This is a genomic window from Sphingomonas sp. DMC8 (genome assembly GCF_056314185.1).
In genome coordinates this window covers 54,195-74,165 of record NZ_JBQUYV010000009.1, presented here as the reverse complement: position 1 = coordinate 74,165, position 19,971 = coordinate 54,195, and the positions used below count along the sequence as shown (strand labels likewise).

Annotated in this window: 20 protein-coding genes; 12 read left to right on the top strand and 8 right to left on the bottom strand. The window is 64.1% G+C overall.

The genetic code is table 11. The annotated features are described in order from the left end of the window. Position 1 precedes the first annotated feature (1 nt). From dut to ACT53K_RS17150, 5 genes are read left to right on the top strand one after another with little or no spacing between them, the layout of a single operon-like run. Complete coding sequence (gene dut, locus ACT53K_RS17170; RefSeq protein ID WP_476229938.1) at positions 2–448, top strand: dUTP diphosphatase; 447 nt, start codon at positions 2–4, stop codon at positions 446–448. Further along, a complete protein-coding gene (locus ACT53K_RS17165; protein ID WP_476229937.1) occupies positions 445–846 on the top strand; it encodes a hypothetical protein in 402 nt (133 codons plus the stop codon). The genes dut and ACT53K_RS17165 overlap by 4 nt, the downstream gene beginning before the upstream one ends. Then, a complete protein-coding gene (locus ACT53K_RS17160; protein WP_476230010.1) occupies positions 843–1,607 on the top strand; it encodes a HesA/MoeB/ThiF family protein in 765 nt (254 codons plus the stop codon). The genes ACT53K_RS17165 and ACT53K_RS17160 overlap by 4 nt, the downstream gene beginning before the upstream one ends. A 10-nt stretch (positions 1,608–1,617) precedes the next feature. After that, positions 1,618–2,622 (top strand): NAD-dependent epimerase/dehydratase family protein, encoded by a 1,005-nt coding sequence (locus tag ACT53K_RS17155; protein WP_476229936.1) that lies wholly within the window; start codon positions 1,618–1,620, stop codon positions 2,620–2,622. A gap of 54 nt (positions 2,623–2,676) precedes the next feature. Then, on the top strand, positions 2,677–4,023 hold the full coding sequence (locus tag ACT53K_RS17150) for a nucleotide sugar dehydrogenase (protein WP_476229935.1): 1,347 nt from the start codon (positions 2,677–2,679) through the stop codon (positions 4,021–4,023). On the opposite strand, the gene ACT53K_RS17145 is transcribed toward ACT53K_RS17150, so the two are convergent. Together ACT53K_RS17145 and galU are read right to left on the bottom strand one after the other, a co-directional pair. Further along, positions 3,927–4,781 (bottom strand): alpha/beta fold hydrolase, encoded by an 855-nt coding sequence (locus ACT53K_RS17145; RefSeq protein WP_476229934.1) that lies wholly within the window; start codon positions 4,779–4,781, stop codon positions 3,927–3,929. The genes ACT53K_RS17150 and ACT53K_RS17145 overlap by 97 nt on opposite strands. Positions 4,782–4,838: 57 nt before the next feature. Beyond that, entirely contained in the window at positions 4,839–5,708 is an 870-nt protein-coding gene (galU, locus tag ACT53K_RS17140) for a UTP--glucose-1-phosphate uridylyltransferase GalU (RefSeq protein ID WP_476229933.1), read from the bottom strand. Positions 5,709–5,820: 112 nt separating this feature from the next. On the opposite strand from galU, the gene wecB reads away from it, so the two are divergent. The 3 genes from wecB to ACT53K_RS17125 all read left to right on the top strand — a co-directional run bounded on the left by wecB (position 5,821) and on the right by ACT53K_RS17125 (position 9,162). Continuing rightward, positions 5,821–6,966, top strand: a complete 1,146-nt coding sequence (gene wecB, locus ACT53K_RS17135; protein WP_476229932.1) for a non-hydrolyzing UDP-N-acetylglucosamine 2-epimerase — start codon at positions 5,821–5,823, stop codon at positions 6,964–6,966. 74 nt (positions 6,967–7,040) lie between these two features. After that, a complete protein-coding gene (wecC, locus tag ACT53K_RS17130; RefSeq protein WP_476230008.1) occupies positions 7,041–8,339 on the top strand; it encodes a UDP-N-acetyl-D-mannosamine dehydrogenase in 1,299 nt (432 codons plus the stop codon). Positions 8,340–8,388: 49 nt separating this feature from the next. Then, positions 8,389–9,162, top strand: a complete 774-nt coding sequence (locus ACT53K_RS17125; protein WP_476229931.1) for a metallophosphoesterase — start codon at positions 8,389–8,391, stop codon at positions 9,160–9,162. A 65-nt stretch (positions 9,163–9,227) separates the two neighbouring features. Here the strand turns inward: ACT53K_RS17125 and ACT53K_RS17120 are convergent, their stop codons facing one another. Together ACT53K_RS17120 and rpsU are read right to left on the bottom strand one after the other, a co-directional pair. Continuing rightward, positions 9,228–9,815 carry an FKBP-type peptidyl-prolyl cis-trans isomerase gene (locus ACT53K_RS17120; RefSeq protein ID WP_476229930.1) on the bottom strand — a complete coding sequence of 196 codons (588 nt, stop codon included), beginning with the start codon at positions 9,813–9,815 and terminating at the stop codon, positions 9,228–9,230. Between the two features lie 85 nt (positions 9,816–9,900). Then, positions 9,901–10,107, bottom strand: a complete 207-nt coding sequence (rpsU, locus tag ACT53K_RS17115) for a 30S ribosomal protein S21 (RefSeq protein ID WP_010545388.1) — start codon at positions 10,105–10,107, stop codon at positions 9,901–9,903. Between the two features lie 217 nt (positions 10,108–10,324). Between rpsU and ACT53K_RS17110 the strand changes: the two genes are divergently transcribed. The 3 genes from ACT53K_RS17110 to ACT53K_RS17100 all read left to right on the top strand — a co-directional run bounded on the left by ACT53K_RS17110 (position 10,325) and on the right by ACT53K_RS17100 (position 13,858). Further along, a complete protein-coding gene (locus ACT53K_RS17110) occupies positions 10,325–11,059 on the top strand; it encodes a response regulator (protein ID WP_476229929.1) in 735 nt (244 codons plus the stop codon). A gap of 9 nt (positions 11,060–11,068) precedes the next feature. Continuing rightward, positions 11,069–12,343 (top strand): ATP-binding protein, encoded by a 1,275-nt coding sequence (locus ACT53K_RS17105; RefSeq protein ID WP_476229928.1) that lies wholly within the window; start codon positions 11,069–11,071, stop codon positions 12,341–12,343. Positions 12,344–12,577: 234 nt separating this feature from the next. Continuing rightward, a complete protein-coding gene (locus ACT53K_RS17100; RefSeq protein WP_476229927.1) occupies positions 12,578–13,858 on the top strand; it encodes an MFS transporter in 1,281 nt (426 codons plus the stop codon). A 12-nt stretch (positions 13,859–13,870) separates the two neighbouring features. Here ACT53K_RS17100 and ACT53K_RS17095 read toward each other — a convergent pair whose 3' ends face one another. The 4 genes from ACT53K_RS17095 to ACT53K_RS17080 form a co-directional block, all read right to left on the bottom strand. Next, on the bottom strand, positions 13,871–14,257 hold the full coding sequence (locus ACT53K_RS17095; protein ID WP_476229926.1) for a response regulator: 387 nt from the start codon (positions 14,255–14,257) through the stop codon (positions 13,871–13,873). A gap of 67 nt (positions 14,258–14,324) precedes the next feature. Beyond that, positions 14,325–16,775, bottom strand: coding sequence for an ATP-binding protein (locus ACT53K_RS17090; protein ID WP_476230006.1), 2,451 nt, complete (start codon positions 16,773–16,775; stop codon positions 14,325–14,327). After that, positions 16,775–17,974 (bottom strand): EAL domain-containing protein, encoded by a 1,200-nt coding sequence (locus tag ACT53K_RS17085; protein ID WP_476229925.1) that lies wholly within the window; start codon positions 17,972–17,974, stop codon positions 16,775–16,777. Before ACT53K_RS17085 ends, ACT53K_RS17090 begins: the two co-directional genes overlap by 1 nt. Positions 17,975–18,304: 330 nt before the next feature. After that, on the bottom strand, positions 18,305–18,499 hold the full coding sequence (locus ACT53K_RS17080) for a hypothetical protein (RefSeq protein WP_476229924.1): 195 nt from the start codon (positions 18,497–18,499) through the stop codon (positions 18,305–18,307). A 132-nt stretch (positions 18,500–18,631) separates the two neighbouring features. Between ACT53K_RS17080 and ACT53K_RS17075 the strand changes: the two genes are divergently transcribed. Beyond that, positions 18,632–19,948, top strand: coding sequence for a UDP-glucose dehydrogenase family protein (locus ACT53K_RS17075; RefSeq protein WP_476229923.1), 1,317 nt, complete (start codon positions 18,632–18,634; stop codon positions 19,946–19,948). The last annotated feature ends 23 nt before the right edge of the window (positions 19,949–19,971 follow it).

Genomic DNA, 19,971 nt, shown 5'->3' with positions numbered 1-19,971 from the left:
CATGCTCCCGCCGATCCGCATCGCCCTGCAACGCCTGCCCCATGGCGAGGGGCTGCCCCTGCCCCGCTATGCTACCGAAGGCGCGGCAGGCATGGACGTGGTTGCAGCCGAGGCGCTGACGCTCGCGCCCGGCCAGCGCCATGCTGTCGCCACCGGCTTCGCCATGGCGATTCCCGCCGGCTATGAAGTGCAGGTGCGCCCGCGCTCGGGCCTTGCACTGAAGCATGGCATCACCTGCCTGAACACGCCGGGCACGATCGACAGCGACTATCGCGGTGAAGTGAAGGTGATCCTCGCCAATCTCGGCGACGCGCCCTTCCCCATCGCGCGCGGAGACAGGATCGCACAGCTTGTTCCCGCGCCGGTCCAGCATGCCACGCTGGAAGAAGTCGACGCGCTCGACACCACCGGGCGCGGTGCCGGAGGGTTTGGATCGACGGGCGTATGAGTGTCGCGCTGGCCTTGGCGATGATGGTTGGCGGGCCGGGAGGGGTACCGCAGGCGACGCAGACCTGGACCATCGACTGGAACGCACTGCCGCCGCTGCCCTATCGCGCGCCGCCGGTCATTACGCCGGAGATGCTGGCCTTTGTCGCGAATGAAGCGACCAACCGCAAATGCCCGATCGCAGTGGGCCCGGGCCAGTCGCTCGCGGTGGACGTCGCCGTGCTGGTCGATGTGCAGGACAATATCCGCACCACCGTGCCCCGCGCGATCCAGTGCGCGACGGTCGAGCAATATGCCTCGGCACTGGTCGCCGGCTTTGCCCGCGCCAATTTGTTGCCGCGCACGGCCAGCGCGGACCAATGGTATCGCACGACCATCACCTTCACCTGGCCGAAATGACGCTGTCCGACGCGGAGCTGGACCGTTACGCCCGCCATATCATCCTGCGCGAGATCGGCGGCGCGGGGCAGGCGCGATTGAAGGCGGCAAAGGTGCTGGTTGTAGGGGCAGGCGGTATCGGCGCACCGGCCTTGCAGTATCTCGCCGCAGCTGGCGTGGGGCGCCTCACCATCGTCGACGACGACCGTGTCGAGCGTTCGAACCTCCAGCGCCAGATTCTCTTCGACACCGACGAAATCGGCCGGGCCAAGGTCGAGGCGGCCGGTGCGCGGCTGCGCGCGATCAACCCGCATGTCGAAATCGTCACCGTGTCCGACCGAATCCAGGCGGACAATGCCGCAGCGCTTCTGGCGGGCCATGACGTGGTGCTGGACGGCACCGACAATTTCGCCACGCGCCTAGCGGTCGCCGACGCGGCCTTGCACCTGCGCATGCCGCTGGTGTCCGCCGCAGTCGCGGAATTTGAAGGCCAGCTCGCCACATTCCGCGGCTGGGAAGCGGACAAGCCCTGTTATCGCTGCTTCGTCGGTCACGACCCCGAACGCGAAGGGGTAAGCTGTTCCGAGCAAGGCGTGCTGGGCGCCGTTACCGGCGTGCTCGGCAGCCTTGCCACGCTCGAGACGATTCGCGGCATCACACCCTTTGGCGAGGATAGCGCCGGCAAGCTGCTGCTGGTCGACGCGCTGGCGCTGCGGTTCCGGACGCTGCGCCTGTCCAAGGATCCGGGCTGCCCCGCTTGCGGCGGCGCGCGACTCGGCTAAGGGGCGCGGCATGACTGCTCCGCGCGTGCTCATCACCGGTTCGGCCGGCTTCATCGGTTTCCACACCGCCAGCCGGCTGCTTCAGGCCGGGGCGACGGTGCTGGGCGTCGACAACTTCTCCGATTATTACGACGTGGGGCTGAAGGAAGCGCGCAACGCCGTGCTCGCCAATCATCCGCATTTCCGGGTCGCGCGGGTGTCGATCGAGGACCGCGATGCGCTGGCGGCGGTCTGGACCGAGTTCCGCCCCGAGATCGTCATCCACCTCGCCGCGCAGGCAGGGGTGCGGTACAGCATCGATCATCCCGCCAGCTATGTCGGCACCAATGTCGTCGGCACGTTCAACCTGCTGGAACTGGCGCGGCACCATCCGGTGCGCCACCTGCTCGCCGCTTCGACCAGTTCGGTCTATGGCGCCAACACCGACATGCCTTTCGGCGAGACGCAGCGCACCGCGACGCCGATGAGCCTCTATGCGGCGACCAAGGGTGCGACCGAACTGATGGGCCACAGCTATGCCCATCTGTTCCGCACGCCGATGACGTTCTTCCGCTTCTTCACTGTCTATGGGCCCTGGGGGCGGCCCGACATGGCGCTGTTCAAGTTCACCCGCGCGATTCTCGCGGGCGAGCCGATCGACGTGTACAATAATGGCGCGATGGTCCGCGACTTCACCTATGTCGAGGATCTGGCCGAATCGATCGTGCGGCTGATCGATGCCGTGCCGGGCGACATGCCGGTCGAAGGCGACAACCTGTCGCCGGTGGCGCCCTTCCGCATCGTCAACATCGGTGCCGGCCGCCCCGTGCAGCTGATGGACTATATCGCCGCCGCCGAGCGGGCACTGGGCCGAACCGCCATCAAGAATTTCCTGCCGATGCAGCCGGGCGACGTACCCGCGACCGAAGCGTCCTCGGATCTGCTGCGCCGGCTGACCGGCTATGCCCCGTCAACCACACCGGAACAGGGCGTGGCGCAGTTCGTCCACTGGTATCTTGCCCATTATCAAAGCTGAAACCCCTTTGCGTTCATAGGCTTCGCAAACACCAAAGGCGCGAGTGGGGATCGGATGAGCATCGAATGGCCGGCCCATGGGCTGAAGCTGCAGGCGAAGATCGAGACCAGGCGCGTGAAAGTAGGCGTGGTCGGCATGGGCTATGTCGGCCTGCCGCTCGCGGTCGCCTTTGCCGAGGCGAACTGCAAGGTGCTCGGCTTCGATATGGACCCTGCCAAGGTCGAGGCGCTGAAGGACGGCACCAGCTACATCAAGCATATGCCGGCCGAACGCACGCTGCCGCTGGTCAAAAAGGCCAGGCTGGATGCGACATCGGACCTCTCGCGACTGGGCGAGGTGGATGTCGTGCTGATCTGCGTGCCGACGCCGGTGACGCGCCATCTCGAACCCGATCTGCAATATGTCGAGGCCACGACCGAGGCGATCGCCCGCACCTTGCGGCGCGGCCAGCTGGTGATCCTCGAATCGACCAGCTATCCCGGCACCACCCGCGAAGTGATGCAGCCGATCCTGGAATCCGGCGGACTGGTAGCCGGCAAGGACTTCTTCCTGGCATATTCGCCCGAGCGCGAGGATCCGGGCAACGCGGAATGGTCCACCACCCGGATACCCAAGGTAGTGGGCGCCGATGATCCGGTCTCGGCAGGGCTGGCGCTGGCGCTATACCGTCACGTCGTGCCAGCAACCGTGCAGGTTTCTTCGGCGGCGACGGCCGAGGCGGTCAAGATCACCGAAAACGTGTTCCGCGCCGTCAACATCGCGCTCGTCAACGAACTGAAGCTGATCTTCACCGCGATGGACATCGATGTCTGGGAAGTGATCGAGGCGGCGAAAACCAAACCGTTCGGCTTCATGCCCTTCTATCCGGGGCCGGGTCTGGGCGGCCATTGCATTCCCATCGATCCCTTTTACCTGACCTGGAAAGCCCGCGAATTCGACCAGCACACGCGCTTCATCGAGCTGGCGGGGCAGATCAATGCCGATATGCCACGCCATGTCGTGCAGGTGCTGGCCGACACCCTCGACGCGCGTTTCGGCCGCGGGCTGCGCGGCGCACGCATTCTGGTGCTGGGCGTGGCGTACAAGAAGAATGTCGACGATCTGCGCGAGAGCCCGGCGCTACGACTGATGGAATTGATCGAGGCACGCGGCGCTGCGGCCGATTTCTTCGATCCGCATATCGCCCAGATCGACGCCACGCGCGAACATCCCACCCTCAATCACCGCTATGGCGTGGCGTGGGATGAGGCGGCACTGGCAGGCTATGACGCGGTGCTGATCGCCACCGACCATGATGCGTTCGACTATGCCGCGCTGGCCCGTTCGGCGCGGCTGGTGGTCGATACCCGCAATGCCTGTGGGCGCGCGGGCGTGACCGGCGTGAATATCGTCCGCGCCTGATCCTCCGGCCGCACGCCCAGTGCCGCGACCGCGCGACACCGGGCGATCGCGGCGATCACCGCATCATGCACGGCGGAGTCGGCAGGATAGCCCAGATGCGGGCACGCCACTTCGATCCCGAAATTAGCCTCGCCACTGGCGCCGCGCGCTGCCGCCGCGGGGATCACGCCATCGCAGCGTGACCAGATTGCAGCCGTGGGCACCGGCGGCTTTTCTGCCAGCGCACAAGGGATCGGAATTGCCGAGACCGGGTGGCCCGCCACCCAGTGATAGAGCCGGGCGATCAGCATATTGCCGATCTCGCCCGAAAAGGGGCTGCCCATCGTAACCACGGCTGCCACGCGGTGCGGCGCCCGCTTGGCATATTCGCGCGCGATCAGGCCGCCCAGGCTCCAGCCGACCAGGATCAGCGGCCGCCCGTCATGGCGCTGCAACCGCCGCACGCGCGCATCGAGCCGGTCGAGCAAATCGGGCGTGACGCCCAGATTGCGCCCCAGGCACCAGCGATAGGGTTGATAGCCACGCGCCCGCAACGCCAGTCGCAAGGGCCGCATCGACGCATCATTGGCAAGCAGCCCCGGCAGAACCAGCACGCGCGGGCCCCGCCAGCGGCCCCGCCGCACAGGACGCAATAACCGGGGGGCGCCCACCATGCTGCGCGCGAAAAGGCTCAATTCGCGGACGAACTGAGCGCATTCGAGCAGCAGATGGCGGGAGGGAGCCGGCGCGGCGGGCGAAACGGGGTCGATCGGCTTCATGCCAGACCGAACCCTTGTACCTGTGATTTTGTTTCGCCGCTGCGCGCGGCAGCCGGATCAGAGCTGCACGGTTGCCATGAATTCGCGCACCGCAGGCGCGATGTCAGGGCGGGCGAGTGCGATGGCGAGATTGGCCTGGATGAAACCGGCCTTGTCGCCGCAATCATAGCGCTTGCCGGCGAAGGTGACGCCGTGGAACGGCTGGGTGCCGATCATCCGCGCCATGGCATCGGTCAGCTGGATTTCACCCCCGGCCCCCGTTTCCTGGCTTTCCAGCACGCGCATCACTTCCGGCTGCAGAATGTAGCGGCCGATCACCGACAGGTTCGACGGCGCGGTGCCGGGCTTGGGCTTTTCCACCAGCCCCTTCACTTCCGTCAGGGCGCCATCCTGTGCGCCCGGCGTGATGATGCCGTAGCGGTGCGTCTGGTCGTCGGGCACGATTTCGGCGCAGATCAGGTTGCCGCCGGTCTTGTTATAGGCCTCGACCATCTGCTTCAGGCAGCCCGGCTGCCCCACCATGAAGTCGTCGGCAAGCAGCACGGCGAACGGCTCGTCGCCGACGATGTCGCGGGCACACCACACGGCGTGGCCCAGGCCCATCGGTTCCTGCTGGCGGACATAGGCGACAGCGCCCGGCTTCAGCCGCGTGGCATCGAGGACTTCGAGCGATTTGCCGCGCCCGATCATTGTGTTCTCGAGCTCATAGGCAATGTCGAAATGGTCTTCGATCGCCGTCTTGCCGCGCCCGGTGACGAAGATCATCTGCTCGATCCCGGCTTCCAGCGCCTCGTCCACCGCATATTGAATCAGCGGACGGTCAACGATCGGCAGCATTTCCTTGGGCATTGCCTTGGTCGCAGGCAGGAACCGGGTTCCCAGACCACCCACAGGAAAAACGGCCTTTCGCAACGGCTTGATCGTCATACGCACTTTTCCCCTGAATACTCCAGCGTGGCATAGCCGCGCTGCAGCAATGTAGCAATTCTTGCGGCGGCCGTAACGGGATGGTGACGACTGTCGCTCTATCCCCGCCCCGATGACGCAGGAACGCAAACGCATTCTGGTGATTTTCGGTACCCGCCCGGAAGCGATAAAGCTGTTTCCGGTCGTGCAGGCGCTTGCCGCCAACCCCGGCTTCGACGTGCAGACATGCGTCACCGCCCAGCATCGCGAGCTGCTGGACCAGGTGCTTGCCATTGCCGGGCTCCGGCCGGACCTCGACCTGGACCTGATGACGCCGGGCCAGACGCTCGACGAACTCACGGCGCGCTTGCTCACGGGGCTGGGGGGCGCACTGGACGAAACGCGGCCCGACCGCGTGATCGTGCAGGGTGACACCGCCACCGCCATGGTGGGGGCGCTCGCCGCCTATTATCGCAAGGTGCCGGTCAGCCATGTCGAGGCAGGGCTGCGATCGGGCGACATCTATCAGCCCTGGCCCGAGGAAGTGAATCGCCGCATCGTCGCACCGATCGCCGACCAGCATTTCGCCCCCACGGAAACCGCAGCGGCTGCGCTCAAGGCCGAGAACATCGCGGCGGACACCATCCACGTCACCGGCAATACGGTGATCGACGCGCTGCTGGCCACGCGCGCGCGAATCGATGCGGAGCCGGCGCTTGCCGCCGGGCTGGACCCGATCGCAGCGCGCTTTGCCGGCAAGCGGATCGTGCTCGTCACCACCCACCGCCGCGAGAATTTCGGTGGCGGCATGGAGGCCATCGCCCACGCCATCCGGCAGATCGCCGCGCGGCCCGATGTTGCGGTGCTCTTCCCGGTCCATCCCAATCCGAACGTCGTGACGGTGATGGACCGGGTGCTCGGTGATGCCGACAACGTCGCTCGCATCGAACCGCTCGATTACCCGCATTTCATCCGCGCGCTCGGCATGGCGGACATCGTGCTCAGCGATTCGGGCGGCGTGCAGGAAGAAGCACCTGCGCTCGGCAAGCCGGTGCTGGTGATGCGCGAGACGACCGAGCGGCCCGAAGGCGTCGCAGCCGGCACCGCGCGGCTGGTTGGCACCGACACCAGCCGCATCGTCGCAGGCGTAACCGGTCTGCTCGACGACGCCCAGGCATATGGCGCGATGGCGCGCGCCCATAACCCCTTTGGCGACGGCCACGCCGCCGCTCGCATCGTCAACATCATCGCTCGAGACTTTGGCCTCGCACAGGGCTGATTTCGGCCTTCTACCGATATCTTAACCCTTGCCGGGCAAGGTTGCCGCCGGATTGGCAAGGCGGGGAACCCATGGTGACTGTAACGGCGGAACCGAAGATCGCAGTATTGGGGCTGGGCTATATCGGGCTGCCCACCGCCGCGGTCATCGCCCGCACCGGCGCGCAGGTGCTCGGCATCGATGTCGATCCGCAGGTTGTGGAAACCGTCAATTCGGGCCGCGTGCATATCGAGGAGATCGATCTCGACGGCCTCGTCTCCGGCGTGGTGGCCCGCGGCAATCTGCGCGCCGCGCTGCAGATCGAGCCGGCTGATGTGTTCGTCATCGCCGTGCCAACCCCCTTCGGCGCCAACCATGCCCCTGACATCGGTTATGTGCTGAAGGCCGCGACGACGATCGCGGCCGTGCTCAAGGCGGGCGATGTCGTCATCCTCGAATCGACCTCGCCGGTCGGGACCACCGAAGAGGTGGCAGCTTTGCTCGCGCAATTGCGCCCCGATCTGAAGGTGCCGGGGCACTGCACCGGAAGCGCCGACGTCGCGATTGCCTATTGCCCCGAGCGCGTGCTGCCTGGCCGCATTCTGGTCGAGCTGATCGAGAATGACCGGGTCATCGGCGGCATCACGCCGCGCTGCGCCCGCAAGGCGCTGCATTTCTATCGCCGCTTCGTGCGCGGTGCCTGCGTCACCACCTCGGCCCGCGCTGCGGAAATGACCAAGCTCACCGAAAACGCCTTTCGCGACGTCAACATCGCCTTTGCCAACGAACTCTCGATCGTGGCCGAGGGCATGGGCGTCGATGTGTGGGAAGTGATCCGCCTCGCGAACCGCCATCCGCGCGTCAACATTCTGTCGCCGGGCCCCGGTGTCGGCGGCCATTGCATCGCGGTAGACCCCTGGTTCCTCGTCCATTCGGACCCGGCCAACACGCCGCTGATCCGCACCGCCCGCGAAGTCAATGACGGCAAGATCGCTTATAGCGTTGCCCGCGCCGAAGCGCTGATTGACCGCCTGCCGCATGCGCCGATCGCTTGCCTGGGACTGGCGTTCAAGGCGAATATCGATGACTTCCGCGAAAGCCCCGCCCTCAAGGTGGCGGAGGCTATCGCCCGGCGGCACGGCGAGCGCGTCCGCATCGTCGAACCCTACGCCCAGACGCTGCCCGCCGCGCTCGCCGCCACTGGGGCGCGGCTGGTCGACATCGATACCGCCATCGAAACCTGCCCGATCTTCATCGTGCTGGTCGACCACGATATTTTCAAATCCGTGCCGCTCGACGAACGCACCGGCAAGCTGGTCTATGATACGCGGGGCATCTGGCCGGACCAGCCGCCAGTGCCAGCGCGCAGCGAGCCGGTCCGGCTGGCGGGTTGAGCCGCCGAGCCCTTTGCGGCGGCCCGGGGCAGGAGTAACGGGGACGGCCATGGGCCTGGTTCGATCGATCTTGCAGCGCTTCGCCGGCGCACCTCCCCGGACGTTCCGCGTAGCCGAAGGCACCCGAGTCTTCGCCATCGGCGACGTGCATGGCCGGCTGGACCTGCTCGACCATCTGCTGGCGCTGATTGCCGCCGAACGCAGCGACCTGCCCCGCCAGCACGACCATATCATCTTCCTCGGCGACCTGATCGACCGCGGCCCTGATTCGCGTGGTGTCATCGACCGGCTGCTGGCGATCCGCGACACGCTCCCCAACCCCGTGTTCCTGGCAGGCAACCACGAAGAAATGCTGCTGCGCATCCTCGACGGCGAGGGGGAGGAAATTCCGAACTGGATGCGGTTTGGCGGGCAGGAAATGGCGGAAAGCTACGGAATCGACCCGTTCGCGCTGATCGAGGCTGGCCCAGAGGGCGGCATCGCGATGCTGGCAGCGGCCATCCCGGCCGAGCACCAGCAGTTTCTGCGCGACATGGCCGACAGCTTCGCGATCGGCGATTACTGGTTCGTCCATGCCGGTGTGCGGCCCGGCGTGGCGCTGGCGGAACAGGCGCCTTCGGACATGCGCTGGATCCGGCAGGAGTTCCTGTCGAGCAATGCCGATTTCGGGGCGCTGGTGGTGCACGGCCACACCGTCGTCATCGAACCCGATGTGCGGCCGAATCGCATCGGCATCGATACCGGCGCCTATGCCAGCGGCGTGCTCACCGCGCTGTGCATCGACGGTGCGGAGCGGCGCTTTCTTTCCACGCCCGCAGAATAGCCCCGGACTGCAAAAAGCCCGCACCAGACGGCGCGGGCTTTTTCGATTCGCGATCAAGCGCGGGATTACTGGACCGGCTGTCCTTCCGGCGCACCGCCCTGCGGCATTCCACCACCACGCTGCATCATCATCTGGCGCAGCACCGCACTGGGGATCAGTTCCTGCATCTTCACGTCGAAAACAAGAACCTTGCCCGCCAGCTCATTGTCGGCGCTCGGCGCGGCGCCATAGCCCAGCGCAGGCGGCAGCCAGAAGCGGTAATGGCTGCCCTTCTTCATCAGCTTCACGCCTTCGGTGAAGCCGGGGATCATCGGCTGCCCGACCTGCATCGGCATCGATGCATGCGGCTGGAATTCCTTGCCGTCGCGCAGCACGCCGCGAATTTCGAGCTTGGCACCATCGCCATCCGAAGCGGCGGGGCCTTCGCCGGCTTCGATCACCTTGTACTGAAGACCCGAGGCAGTCGTCTGCACGCCCGCCTGATTCTTGTTCCAGGCAAGGAACTGGTCGTCCGAATAATGCGCCACCGCCGGCGCGCGCGTGCCGGTCCAGGCCAGCGCGACGGCGACAGCCACGGCGAACAGAACGCCCAGCCAGATCCAGACCTTGTAGCTACCCTTGACGGGCTGGAGCGGAACGGCGGTCACGGACATGGCAGGGCTCCCTGGCGGGCATCATGCTGCCCGGTCACGACGAAAGATGGTGCAACGCCGGGCCGAATCGGCCCGGTGGCCGGTATTACCGGGCGCTGTCGCGCTCCATGCGCTTGCGCTCCAGCTTGCGGGCGCGACGCACGGCAGCGGCACGCTCACGCGCGCGCTTTTCGCTGGGCTTTTCGTAATGACGGCGCAGCTTCATCTCGCGATAGACGCCCTCACGCTGCAGCTTCTTCTTGAGCGCGCGCAGCGCCTGGTCGACATTGTTGTCGCGAACGATGATTTGCATAAGGCCGTACAGCTCCGATCGATCTGAATAGAAAGGGGTTCGCCGGAACCAAGGTTGCGGCGTCGTTCGGGCCACCTATCAGCGGCAATGGCAAAATTCAAGGAAAAGCTTGGTCCCGGTACCAGCATAGTGTGACACCACAGCCACACCGGGCCAGATTGCACCGGATTGCAGCGGCGACATGCTGGCGATAGATTCGTCGGGCAATTTTGCGAAGATGAATCAGCTAGCCTACGCTTTGGACCTCGAAACCCGCCTCCTGATCGTCGATGACGATGCCGGTATCCGCGAGCTGACTGCGGCATTCCTGTCCCAGCACGGCTATGTCGTCGACACGGCCGAAGATGCCACAACAATGCGCGCGGCGCTCGATTCGCAAAGCTATGCGCTGGTCGTGCTCGACGTGATGATGCCCGGCGAGGACGGTCTTTCGATCCTGCGCACCATGGACCGCAATGACGGGCCGGCGGTGATTCTCCATTCGGTAATCAGCGAGGATGTCGACCGGATCGTCGGGCTGGAGCTGGGCGCCGACGATTATATCGCGAAGCCGGCAAATCCGCGTGAGCTGCTCGCGCGCGTTCGCTCGGTCCTGCGCCGCGTCAGCGGCAGCACCGCCATGCCCCGCGAGCCCGAACGGGGCTTTCTGCGTTTCGCCCGCTGGCGGCTCGACCCGATCGGGCGCCAGCTGTTTGATCCCGAAGGCGTTCTGATCAACCTTTCCGACGGCGAATTTCGGCTGCTGCTGGCATTGGTGGAGCGGCCCCGTCGGGTGCTGACCCGCGACGCGCTGCTCGATTATTCGCGAGGCAGCAATGCCGAACATTTCGACCGCGCGATCGACGTGCAGATGAGCCGGCTGCGCAAGAAGCTGGCGCGCCCCGGCAGCGACGAACTCATCCGGACGATTCGCAACGAAGGCTATATGTTCATCGCCGAAGTGACCCGGTAACGCCGTTAGATGACTCGCCCCCGCTCGATCGTCGTGCCCATGGTGGTATTGGTGATCGCAACGGCGCTGATCGTCACGCTGGTCCAATTCGTCGTCACCTTCCGCGGACCGCCCCCCGGATCTGCCCAGGTCGCCATCGAACGAATCGCCGAGGCTTTGCGTACGGGCCGCGAACCGGCTTTGGCGCACGGCCATGTCGTCGTCAGCCATCGTGACCTGAACGCGCGGATCGGCCGCAGCGGCGAACGTCCCGCCCCCGAGCGCGATGCAGCCATCGCCGCAATGGTGCCGGTACCCGCCAACCAGTTGCGCGGCTATTACCAGTGGCCGGTCGATGATCCCGAACAGGACATATTGGGCGGCTTCACCATCGCGATGCGCTCAGGCAACGGCTGGACGGTGGTTTCCAGCCCACCGCCGCCTTCGCTTTCGCGCTGGCACATGGCGACGCTGAGCGCGATGCTCGCGACGCTCTGCATTCTGTCTTTGGGCGCCTGGGCCTTCGCGAGACGCATTTCGCGCCCGATGCGGCGATTGGCCGAAGCCGCCAAGCGCGCGCGGCTGGGCGCGCCCGTGGCCATTGCCATCGAAGGTCCGCGTGAAGTACGCGAACTGGCCGGCGCGATGGCGGCGATGCAGACCCGCATCCTCCAACAGGCGGAAAACCGCACCGCCATGCTGGCAGCCATGGCGCACGATATCGGTACGCCGCTTTCCCGCCTCGCCTTCTGGATCGAGCAATTGCCCGATGCGGCACGCGATCGCGCAGGGGCAGACATTGACGAGATGCGGGCAATGCTCAGCGCCACGCTGCGCTTTACCCGCGACGACCGCACCCCGATGAATCCGGTGATGCTCGATCTGGGCAGCGCCATCGAGAGTCTGGCCGACGATATGGCAACCACCGGCACCCCCGTGTCGGTAGTAGCCGGCCCGCGCGTAGTACTGCGCGCGGACTCGGCCGCGATCCGCGCGCTGTTCTCCAACCTGATCGGCAATGCGGTGCGCTATGGCGAGCGCGCCAGGATAAGCTGGGACGTCAAATGGCCCTTCGTCGTGATCGATGTCGATGATGACGGCCCCGGCTTCGACCCATCGACCAGCGAGCGCCTGTTCGCGCCCTTTGTACGCGGCGAAACATCGCGCAACCGGGCGACGGGCGGCATGGGCCTGGGCCTCGCAATCGTGCGCGGCATCGTCGATTTCCACGAAGGTGAAATTGCCCTGATGCGCCGCAGCGGCGGCGGCGGCAGGGTGCGCGTGCGGTTACCGATTGCGAGCTGACGCAACATATCGAAATCCCGCTGCATCGCGGACATTCCAGACAAGGCGCCACAACGCAGGAGGCCTGATGCAACGCCGCGACGATCCATATCCGCGCTGCCCGAAACATGCCCTCAATGCCTTTTACGATATCGCTCGGTAGGTCTCCGGCGCGATCGGCTCCGCTCGCCGAGGTGGCGGTCATCCCCCTGCACGTCACTTCCCGGCGGGCGGAGCTCTGCATATAGAAAGCGGATGGATCAGCCCGTCCCCCAAACCCGGCTGCGCTCGATTATCGGCGGATCGGCCGGCAATCTGGTCGAATGGTACGACTGGTACGCCTATTCGGCCTTCACCCTTTATTTCGCGCCGCACTTCTTCCCCGCCGGTGACCGCACGACGCAGTTGCTGAACAGCGCCGCCGTCTTCGCCGTCGGTTTCCTGATGCGCCCGATCGGCGGATGGCTGATGGGCGTCTATGGGGATCGCCACGGCCGCAAGGCGGGGCTGACGCTGTCGGTGACGCTGATGTGCGCAGGCTCGCTGCTGATCGCCCTCACACCCGGCTATGGGACAATCGGGGTGGCGGCACCGATACTGCTCGTCCTCGCGCGGCTGATGCAGGGCCTGTCGGTCGGCGGCGAATATGGCGCCAGCGCGACGTACCTCTCCGAAATGGCAGGGCGGCGGCATCGCGGCTTCTATTCCAGCTTCCAATATGTGACGCTGATCGCCGGCCAGCTCGTCGCGCTGCTGGTGCTGCTGGTGCTTCAGGCACGCTTGAGCGAGGCTGCGCTCGACCAATGGGGATGGCGCATTCCGTTCGCGATCGGCGGCGGTCTGGCCGTGCTGCTGTTCTGGCTGCGCCGGGGGCTGGCAGAGACCGACAGCTTCGCCGCCGCCCGGGCCAGCGGCCGCAAAAGCAGCTTCCGCGCGCTGCTGCTCGACCATCCGCGCGAGGCCGCCGTGGTGATGCTGCTCACGGCGGGCGGCACGCTCGCTTTCTACGCCTACTCGATCTACCTGCAGAAATTCCTGGTCAACACCGCCGGTTTCAGCCGCCCCGTGGCTTCCGAAATCAATGCCGCCGCGTTGCTTGGCTTCATGTTGCTGCAGCCGCTGGCCGGCGCGCTTTCCGACCGCATCGGCCGCAAACCGCTGATGGTCGCATTCGGCATTGCCGGCGTTACGCTCACCTATCCGATCTTCCGCACGCTGGAGACGGTACGCGATCCGTTGCTCGCCTTCTGGATGATGTTCGGCGCGCTCGCGATCGTCACCGGCTACACCGCCATCAACGCGGTGGTGAAGGCAGAGCTGTTCCCCGCGCATATCCGGACGCTGGGCGTGGCCCTCCCCTATGCCGTCGCCAACGCACTGTTCGGCGGCACGGCCGAATATGTCGCGCTTTGGTTCAAGGATTCTGGCTGGGAACGCGGCTTCTACTGGTATGTCACGGCCATGATCGGCCTGTCCCTCGTCACCTATCTGGCGATGCGCGATACGGCCCGCAACAGCCGCATCGTCGAGGACTGACCCTGGGCTAGACTAGACGATCATCCCGCCGCCCCGAATGGCAAGCACGCGACCGATAGAATCGAACAGCGCGTCCATCGCCACCGGCTTGAACAGGACATCGTCCGCGCCGACTTCCAGGCAACGCTCACGCAGATCAACGGCAGTATCGGCGGTGACGACGATGACCGGCAACTGGGCCTTGTCGTCCTCCCGTGCCCGAATGCGGCGGATCGTCTCAAACCCGTCGGTGCCTGGCATCCGCAGGTCGACCAGCACGACATCGAATGTCTCGGCGTCCAGCCGTGCCAGCCCCTCCTCCGCCCAGCTTGCCTCCGCCATGGTTGCGCCGGCAACGTCCAGCATGTCTTTCACGACGCGCCGGTTCATGGGATCATCCTCGATGAAGAGAACATTCATCGAATGCCGCCTTTACAGCGGGCTGGTGAAAGGGGTGCGACCTTTTTCATCGGGGTGTGCTATCGCCCTAGGCCGCTCGCGAGACAAGCGAATCCGCCGGGGGTGCCCCCGATTTTTCTGAACTTCGTGGCAATATCGCCTCCACCAGCGCCGCGCCTGACACGGGCTTGTGTATCACTTGCCCGATCCCTGCGTCCAGAAGTCGAGACTGCGTCTCAACATCTGGTGACTGCCACAGCACAGCGCTCACCATGCGCGGGTCGACAGCGCATAGTTTCCGCAACTTTTCCAAAGGGTCACCGCCACCCGCCTTCAACGCGGCCTCATCGATCAAAAGGCGGTCTACACCCCCCGTTTCGAGTATCTTCACAGCCGCATCAATATCGGCGGCAAACTGCAGCCCGTTGACATGCGATTCGAATAGCGTGCGCATCATGCTGCGCGTTATCGGATTGCGATCCAGCACCAGCATGCCGCCGCTGCCAACCGGGCTTACCGCCGCGTTAACCACCGGTTCGGCGGCGACCAACGGCAGATCGACGGTGAAGGCAGAACCCTTGCCGGGCGTGCTGCTGACGCGAATATCGCCCCCCAGCGCACGGGCGAGGTTGCGGCAAATCGTCAGGCCCAACCCCGTGCCGCCAAACTGACGGGTCGTGCTGGAATCGGCCTGACGGAAGGATTCGAAAATTTCCTCGAACTTTTCCGGCGATATGCCGATGCCGCTGTCGTGGACGACCAGTTCCAGCCGCGGCGCCTCCGCAGTGCCGGCGCGGCGCGCGGCGAGCCCCACGCTACCCTCCGAGGTGAATTTGATGGCGTTCGAAAGCAGATTGAACACCACCTGCCGCAATCGGCCGGCATCGCTGACGATCCAGCCCGGCGCGTCGGCGATATCGAGCTGGAAGTCGAGCCCCTTGCCCTGCGCCTGCTCCTGCCAGATGCGCGTTACCTGTGTCAGCGTGGCGGGCAGATCCATCGGCGCCAGCTCGACCGTCATATTGCCGGTCTCCATCTTGGCGACATCGAGAATATCGTCGACCAGCGCGCGCATGGTCACGCCCGCGCCATGGACGACACCAATGCGGTCGCGCAAATCGGCATCCAGCTGCGGATCGGCGAGCATCACCTGCGTCATGCCCAATATGCCGTTCAGCGGCGTGCGGATCTCGTGGCTGGTTGTCGCCAGAAACTCGGTCTTGGCCTGCAATGCCTTTTCGAGCGCGGCATTGGTCTGGTTGAGCACCACGTTCGCGTCGCGCACCTGATTGCGGCTGCGCCGGATGGTGACGAGGCCAAAGCTGAGCACCGCGATCAGCACCAGCGTTGCGCCGCCGATCGCCAGGAACAGCGTGCGCTGGAACTCGGCCGCCTTGCGCAACTGCTCGGTGGTGAGCTTCTGGATCGTCAGTTCCTGATTGGCATAGTCGAACCGCGCCGCCATCAGCGCTGCGCTGTTGGTGGTGGCAACCTTGGCGCTCTCGTCGCTGAGGCGCTTCAGCGCCTCCAGATGCGCAAGCGCGCGGCGGTAATCGCCCAGGGCGCGGTAGATTTGGTAGGCGTAGAGGTGTGAAGTTCGGAAGTCGTCAGGAGTGTTGCGAATATCGACCCCTTGAAAAGCCTTATCGATGAATTCGCGAGCCTGATCCAGCAGCCCCTGGTCCATTGCCAGACGAGCAGACGTCGCATAAAAAATTTTTCGAAGTTCCAAAGAATCTCTAGATGAGGTGAGATCTAACCCCCTCTTGAGCGTCTGAGCCGCACGCGCAAACCAGCGAGCCTCAACTTGATTTCTCGCCATATTGCTCAATACTAGAGCGGTCAATACTTTCCTATTGAAATTATCTGCGATCAACAACGCAGAATTATACTCTCTATCCGCTTGAGCATATTTTTCCATACCCATCAATACATTACCCCGGCTATTATGCAGAGATAATGTTAACATCTTGTCATCAGAGTATGCACTTGCTGCTTGCGCATAATATCTCTGGGCGCGGTCATTGTCACTAGCAGAAGAATATAGATCGGCTATATTCTTTAGAGACAAAGCCTCCCCCCTACCATCCCCTGTTGCACGAAAAACGTTGTACGCCTCCTGAAAACTAGCCAGCGCGTCAGCTGCCTTATTATCACTAAAATACAAGCTTCCTAGTGATAAATATATATAACCTTTAACGCCCGAGTCGCCGCCTATATATTTTAGATCATCAAGGGCAGATGATAGTAATTTTTTTGCGGATTTTGAATCACCGTTTCTGAGATTTATTTCCGCCAGAAGCCAATTTGAGGCCCCTAAAGCAATCGCCCTCTGCTTAATGTCATTGGAATTATTCGCGAATTCACGAATTTTGGCGACATATGGGAGCGCTTTGCTAGGCTCATCTACTAGAAGAGACTTTCCGTCAGCAAACAATGATGCCAGTTGCCCAGCCATTTTTTGCGCCGTGGCAACGTTCGGCATCATGAATAGCGCCGCCATCAAGAGCCAGGCCGGCCATTGCCTGATGCGCCGCATCACGCGCGCTTCCAAAAGCTCTCGGGCCTTACAAAAGAAGAACGGCCTGCGCCGGTAGCGGTCAGATGCGCCTGTTGGTCAAGATAGGCGATGAAAGCATCCAGCGCGATCGGGCGCGAGATCAGATAGCCCTGCACCATGTCGCAACCCATTACGGTGAGCAGCGCAAGCGCCGATGGCGTCTCGACGCCCTCGGCAGTCACTTCCATCTCCAATGCGTGCGCCAGATCGATCGTCGAGCGCACGATCAGGGGATCGCGATTGCTGGACGTAAGCTGCGTCACGAACATCTTGTCGATCTTGAGCTCCTTGGCGGGGAGCTGCTTGAGATAGGCGAGTGAGGATAGCCCGGCGCCATAATCGTCGATCGCCAGGGCCACGCCGTTATCGGCGAAGCGCTGCAAATGGCGAATCGCACTTTCGGGATCGCGGATCACCGCGGTTTCGGTGATTTCAAACCCGAGCCTGGCTTCCGGATGGGCAGCGAGGATCGCGCAGGCAGCGGTGATAAAATCCTTGTCCGCAAGCAACTGGCCAGAGATATTGACGAAGATCAGCAGATCATAGCCGGCATCTGCCAGGCGGCGCTGATCGGCAATCACCTGCCGCAGCGTCCAGAGCGTAAGCGCCGCTATCTCGCCCGCCTGTTCGGCGATCGAGATGAAGTCTCCGGGCAGGATCAGCCCCCGCTCCGGATGGCGCCAACGGACCAGCGCCTCGGCGCTCGCAACCTGTTGCCGCCGGACATGCACCTTGGGCTGATATTGCAGGAACATCTCACCATTGGCGATGGCGCCGGGCAGTTCCCGCATCAGCGACAGGCGGTCGAATGCCAGATCCTCACGCGAAAGATCGAGCAGGACGATGTGATGATCGACTCGCGCCAGGTCGAGCGCCGACTCGGCCGACTCAGTGAGGCGCACATCCTCGCAAGCACCCGCCGGAACCACCGCCCCTCCGATTCGGAGCAGAATGCGGTGCGGTTCACCGTCCAGGTCGATCGGCTCGGCAAATAGCGATTCGATCCGTTCCGCGTCCGCCGCAATCGCTTCTGCGGTCGGCCGCTCGAACGCGATTTCGATAAGATTTCGCCCGGCGAAAACGATGCGGGCATCGGGACAGCAAGCAAGGATTGTGCGGCCGACATCACCCCCCAGCGCATCGGCGCGCGGGCGCCCCAGATAGCGCCGAAGAAGCACGAAATTGGCGATTTCGCAGTGGAACAGCGCCTGCCACGAAGCCGGCTTTTCCGCATTCTTTTCAGAATCTTGGGGCAGAACCGCGGATTGGTTCGGGAAATGCGCCGACAGGTTCCCCCCGCGCGCCTGCGACGTACCTTCCCCAGGCACCCCCCGGTGCGCGACAGGGCCATGCGCAGCGCTCCGCGAGCGCGCCGAGGGCGAGGTCCGTGCCGACATTGCTCCGTCGATAGCCCCCGACCTTGAATAAATGGTAAACGAATCTTCGCCGTCTCTCGCAACCCATGGCCATTGCGCAGGAATCCGGATTGCCCGATGGTTAAATTTACATTAACGAAACGATCGCGCAGCAATGCGCACGATGGGAGACCAACAATGTTCGCGTTCAACCTTTTCTTCCGCGACGGCGCGACGGGCATCCAAATCCGCCCGATGTAATCCGATCGCTTCAATCCGGGCCGGCGGTGAAATGCCGCCGAAATGGCGGCATGCTGACCGGCCCGGATGACCTTCTTCCATCGGCACGCCAGCCCCTTTCGCGCTTTGCCGTTGCCCAAACGCGCCAGGCGATCTGCCGCAATGGCTTGCCGTCCAGCCAAGTTGCGTTAAGAGCGCGATTTCCTAACCATCCGCATTCCTGAGCGAGAGGGGAAAATCGTGCGTATTGCGATGATTGGCACGGGCTATGTCGGCCTGGTTTCGGGCGCTTGCTTCTCCGACTTCGGCCATGAAGTCGTCTGCGTCGACAAGGACGCACGCAAGATCGAGCTCCTCCACCAGAATGTGATGCCCATCTACGAGCCAGGCCTTGCCGATCTCGTCGCCAGCAACGTTAAGGCAGGTCGCCTCTCCTTCACCACCAACCTGCCCGAAGGCGTGAAGGATGCCGATGCAGTGTTCATTGCAGTCGGCACCCCCAGCCGGCGCGGCGACGGTCATGCCGACCTCTCCTATGTCTTCGCTGCTGCGCGCGAAATTGCCGAAAACCTGACCAAGCCGAGCGTGATCGTTACCAAGTCGACCGTGCCGGTCGGCACCGGCGACGAAGTCGAGCGGATCATCGCCGAAGTCGCACCCGACAGCGGCGCCAAGGTCGTCTCCAACCCCGAATTTCTGCGCGAGGGTGCGGCGATCGAGGACTTCAAGCGCCCCGACCGCGTCGTCGTCGGCACCGAGGACGAGTTCGCGCGCCAGGTGATGCGTGAAATCTATCGCCCGCTGTCGCTCAATCAGTCGGCGCCTATCCTGTTTACCGGTCGCCGCACGTCCGAGCTGATCAAATATGCCGCCAATGCCTTCCTCGCGGTGAAGATAACCTTCATCAACGAAATTGCCGACCTGTGCGAACAGGTGGGCGCGGACGTGCAGGAAGTGTCGCGCGGCATCGGGCTCGATAATCGCATCGGCTCGAAGTTCCTGCATGCCGGCCCCGGCTATGGCGGCTCGTGCTTCCCCAAGGACACGCTGGCGCTGCTCAAGACCGCAGCCGATAACGAAACGCCGCTGCGCATCGTCGAGGCGACGGTGCAGGTCAACGACGCCCGCAAGCGCGCGATGGGGCGCAAGGTCATAAAGGCGATGGGCGGCGACGTGCGCGGCAAGACCGTCGGCATCCTCGGCCTGACCTTCAAGCCGAATACCGACGACATGCGCGATGCGCCCAGCCTGTCGATCATCGCCGCGCTGCAGGACGCAGGCGCGACGGTGAAGGCCTATGATCCCGAAGGCGTCGAACAGGCGAGCAGGCTGCTTACCGACGTCGAATTCGTCGCCAATCCCTATGCCGCAGCCGACGGTGCCGATGCGCTGGTAATCGTGACGGAATGGGATGCCTTCCGCGCGCTCGATCTGAACCGGATCAAAGCCAGCCTGAAGGCGCCGGTGCTGGTCGACCTGCGCAACATCTATCCCCCTGCCGAAGTCGAACGCGCCGGTCTGCAGGGCACGGGTGTCGGCAAGCCAAACCGCGCCTGATCGCACGCTCCTGCCCCGGTAAA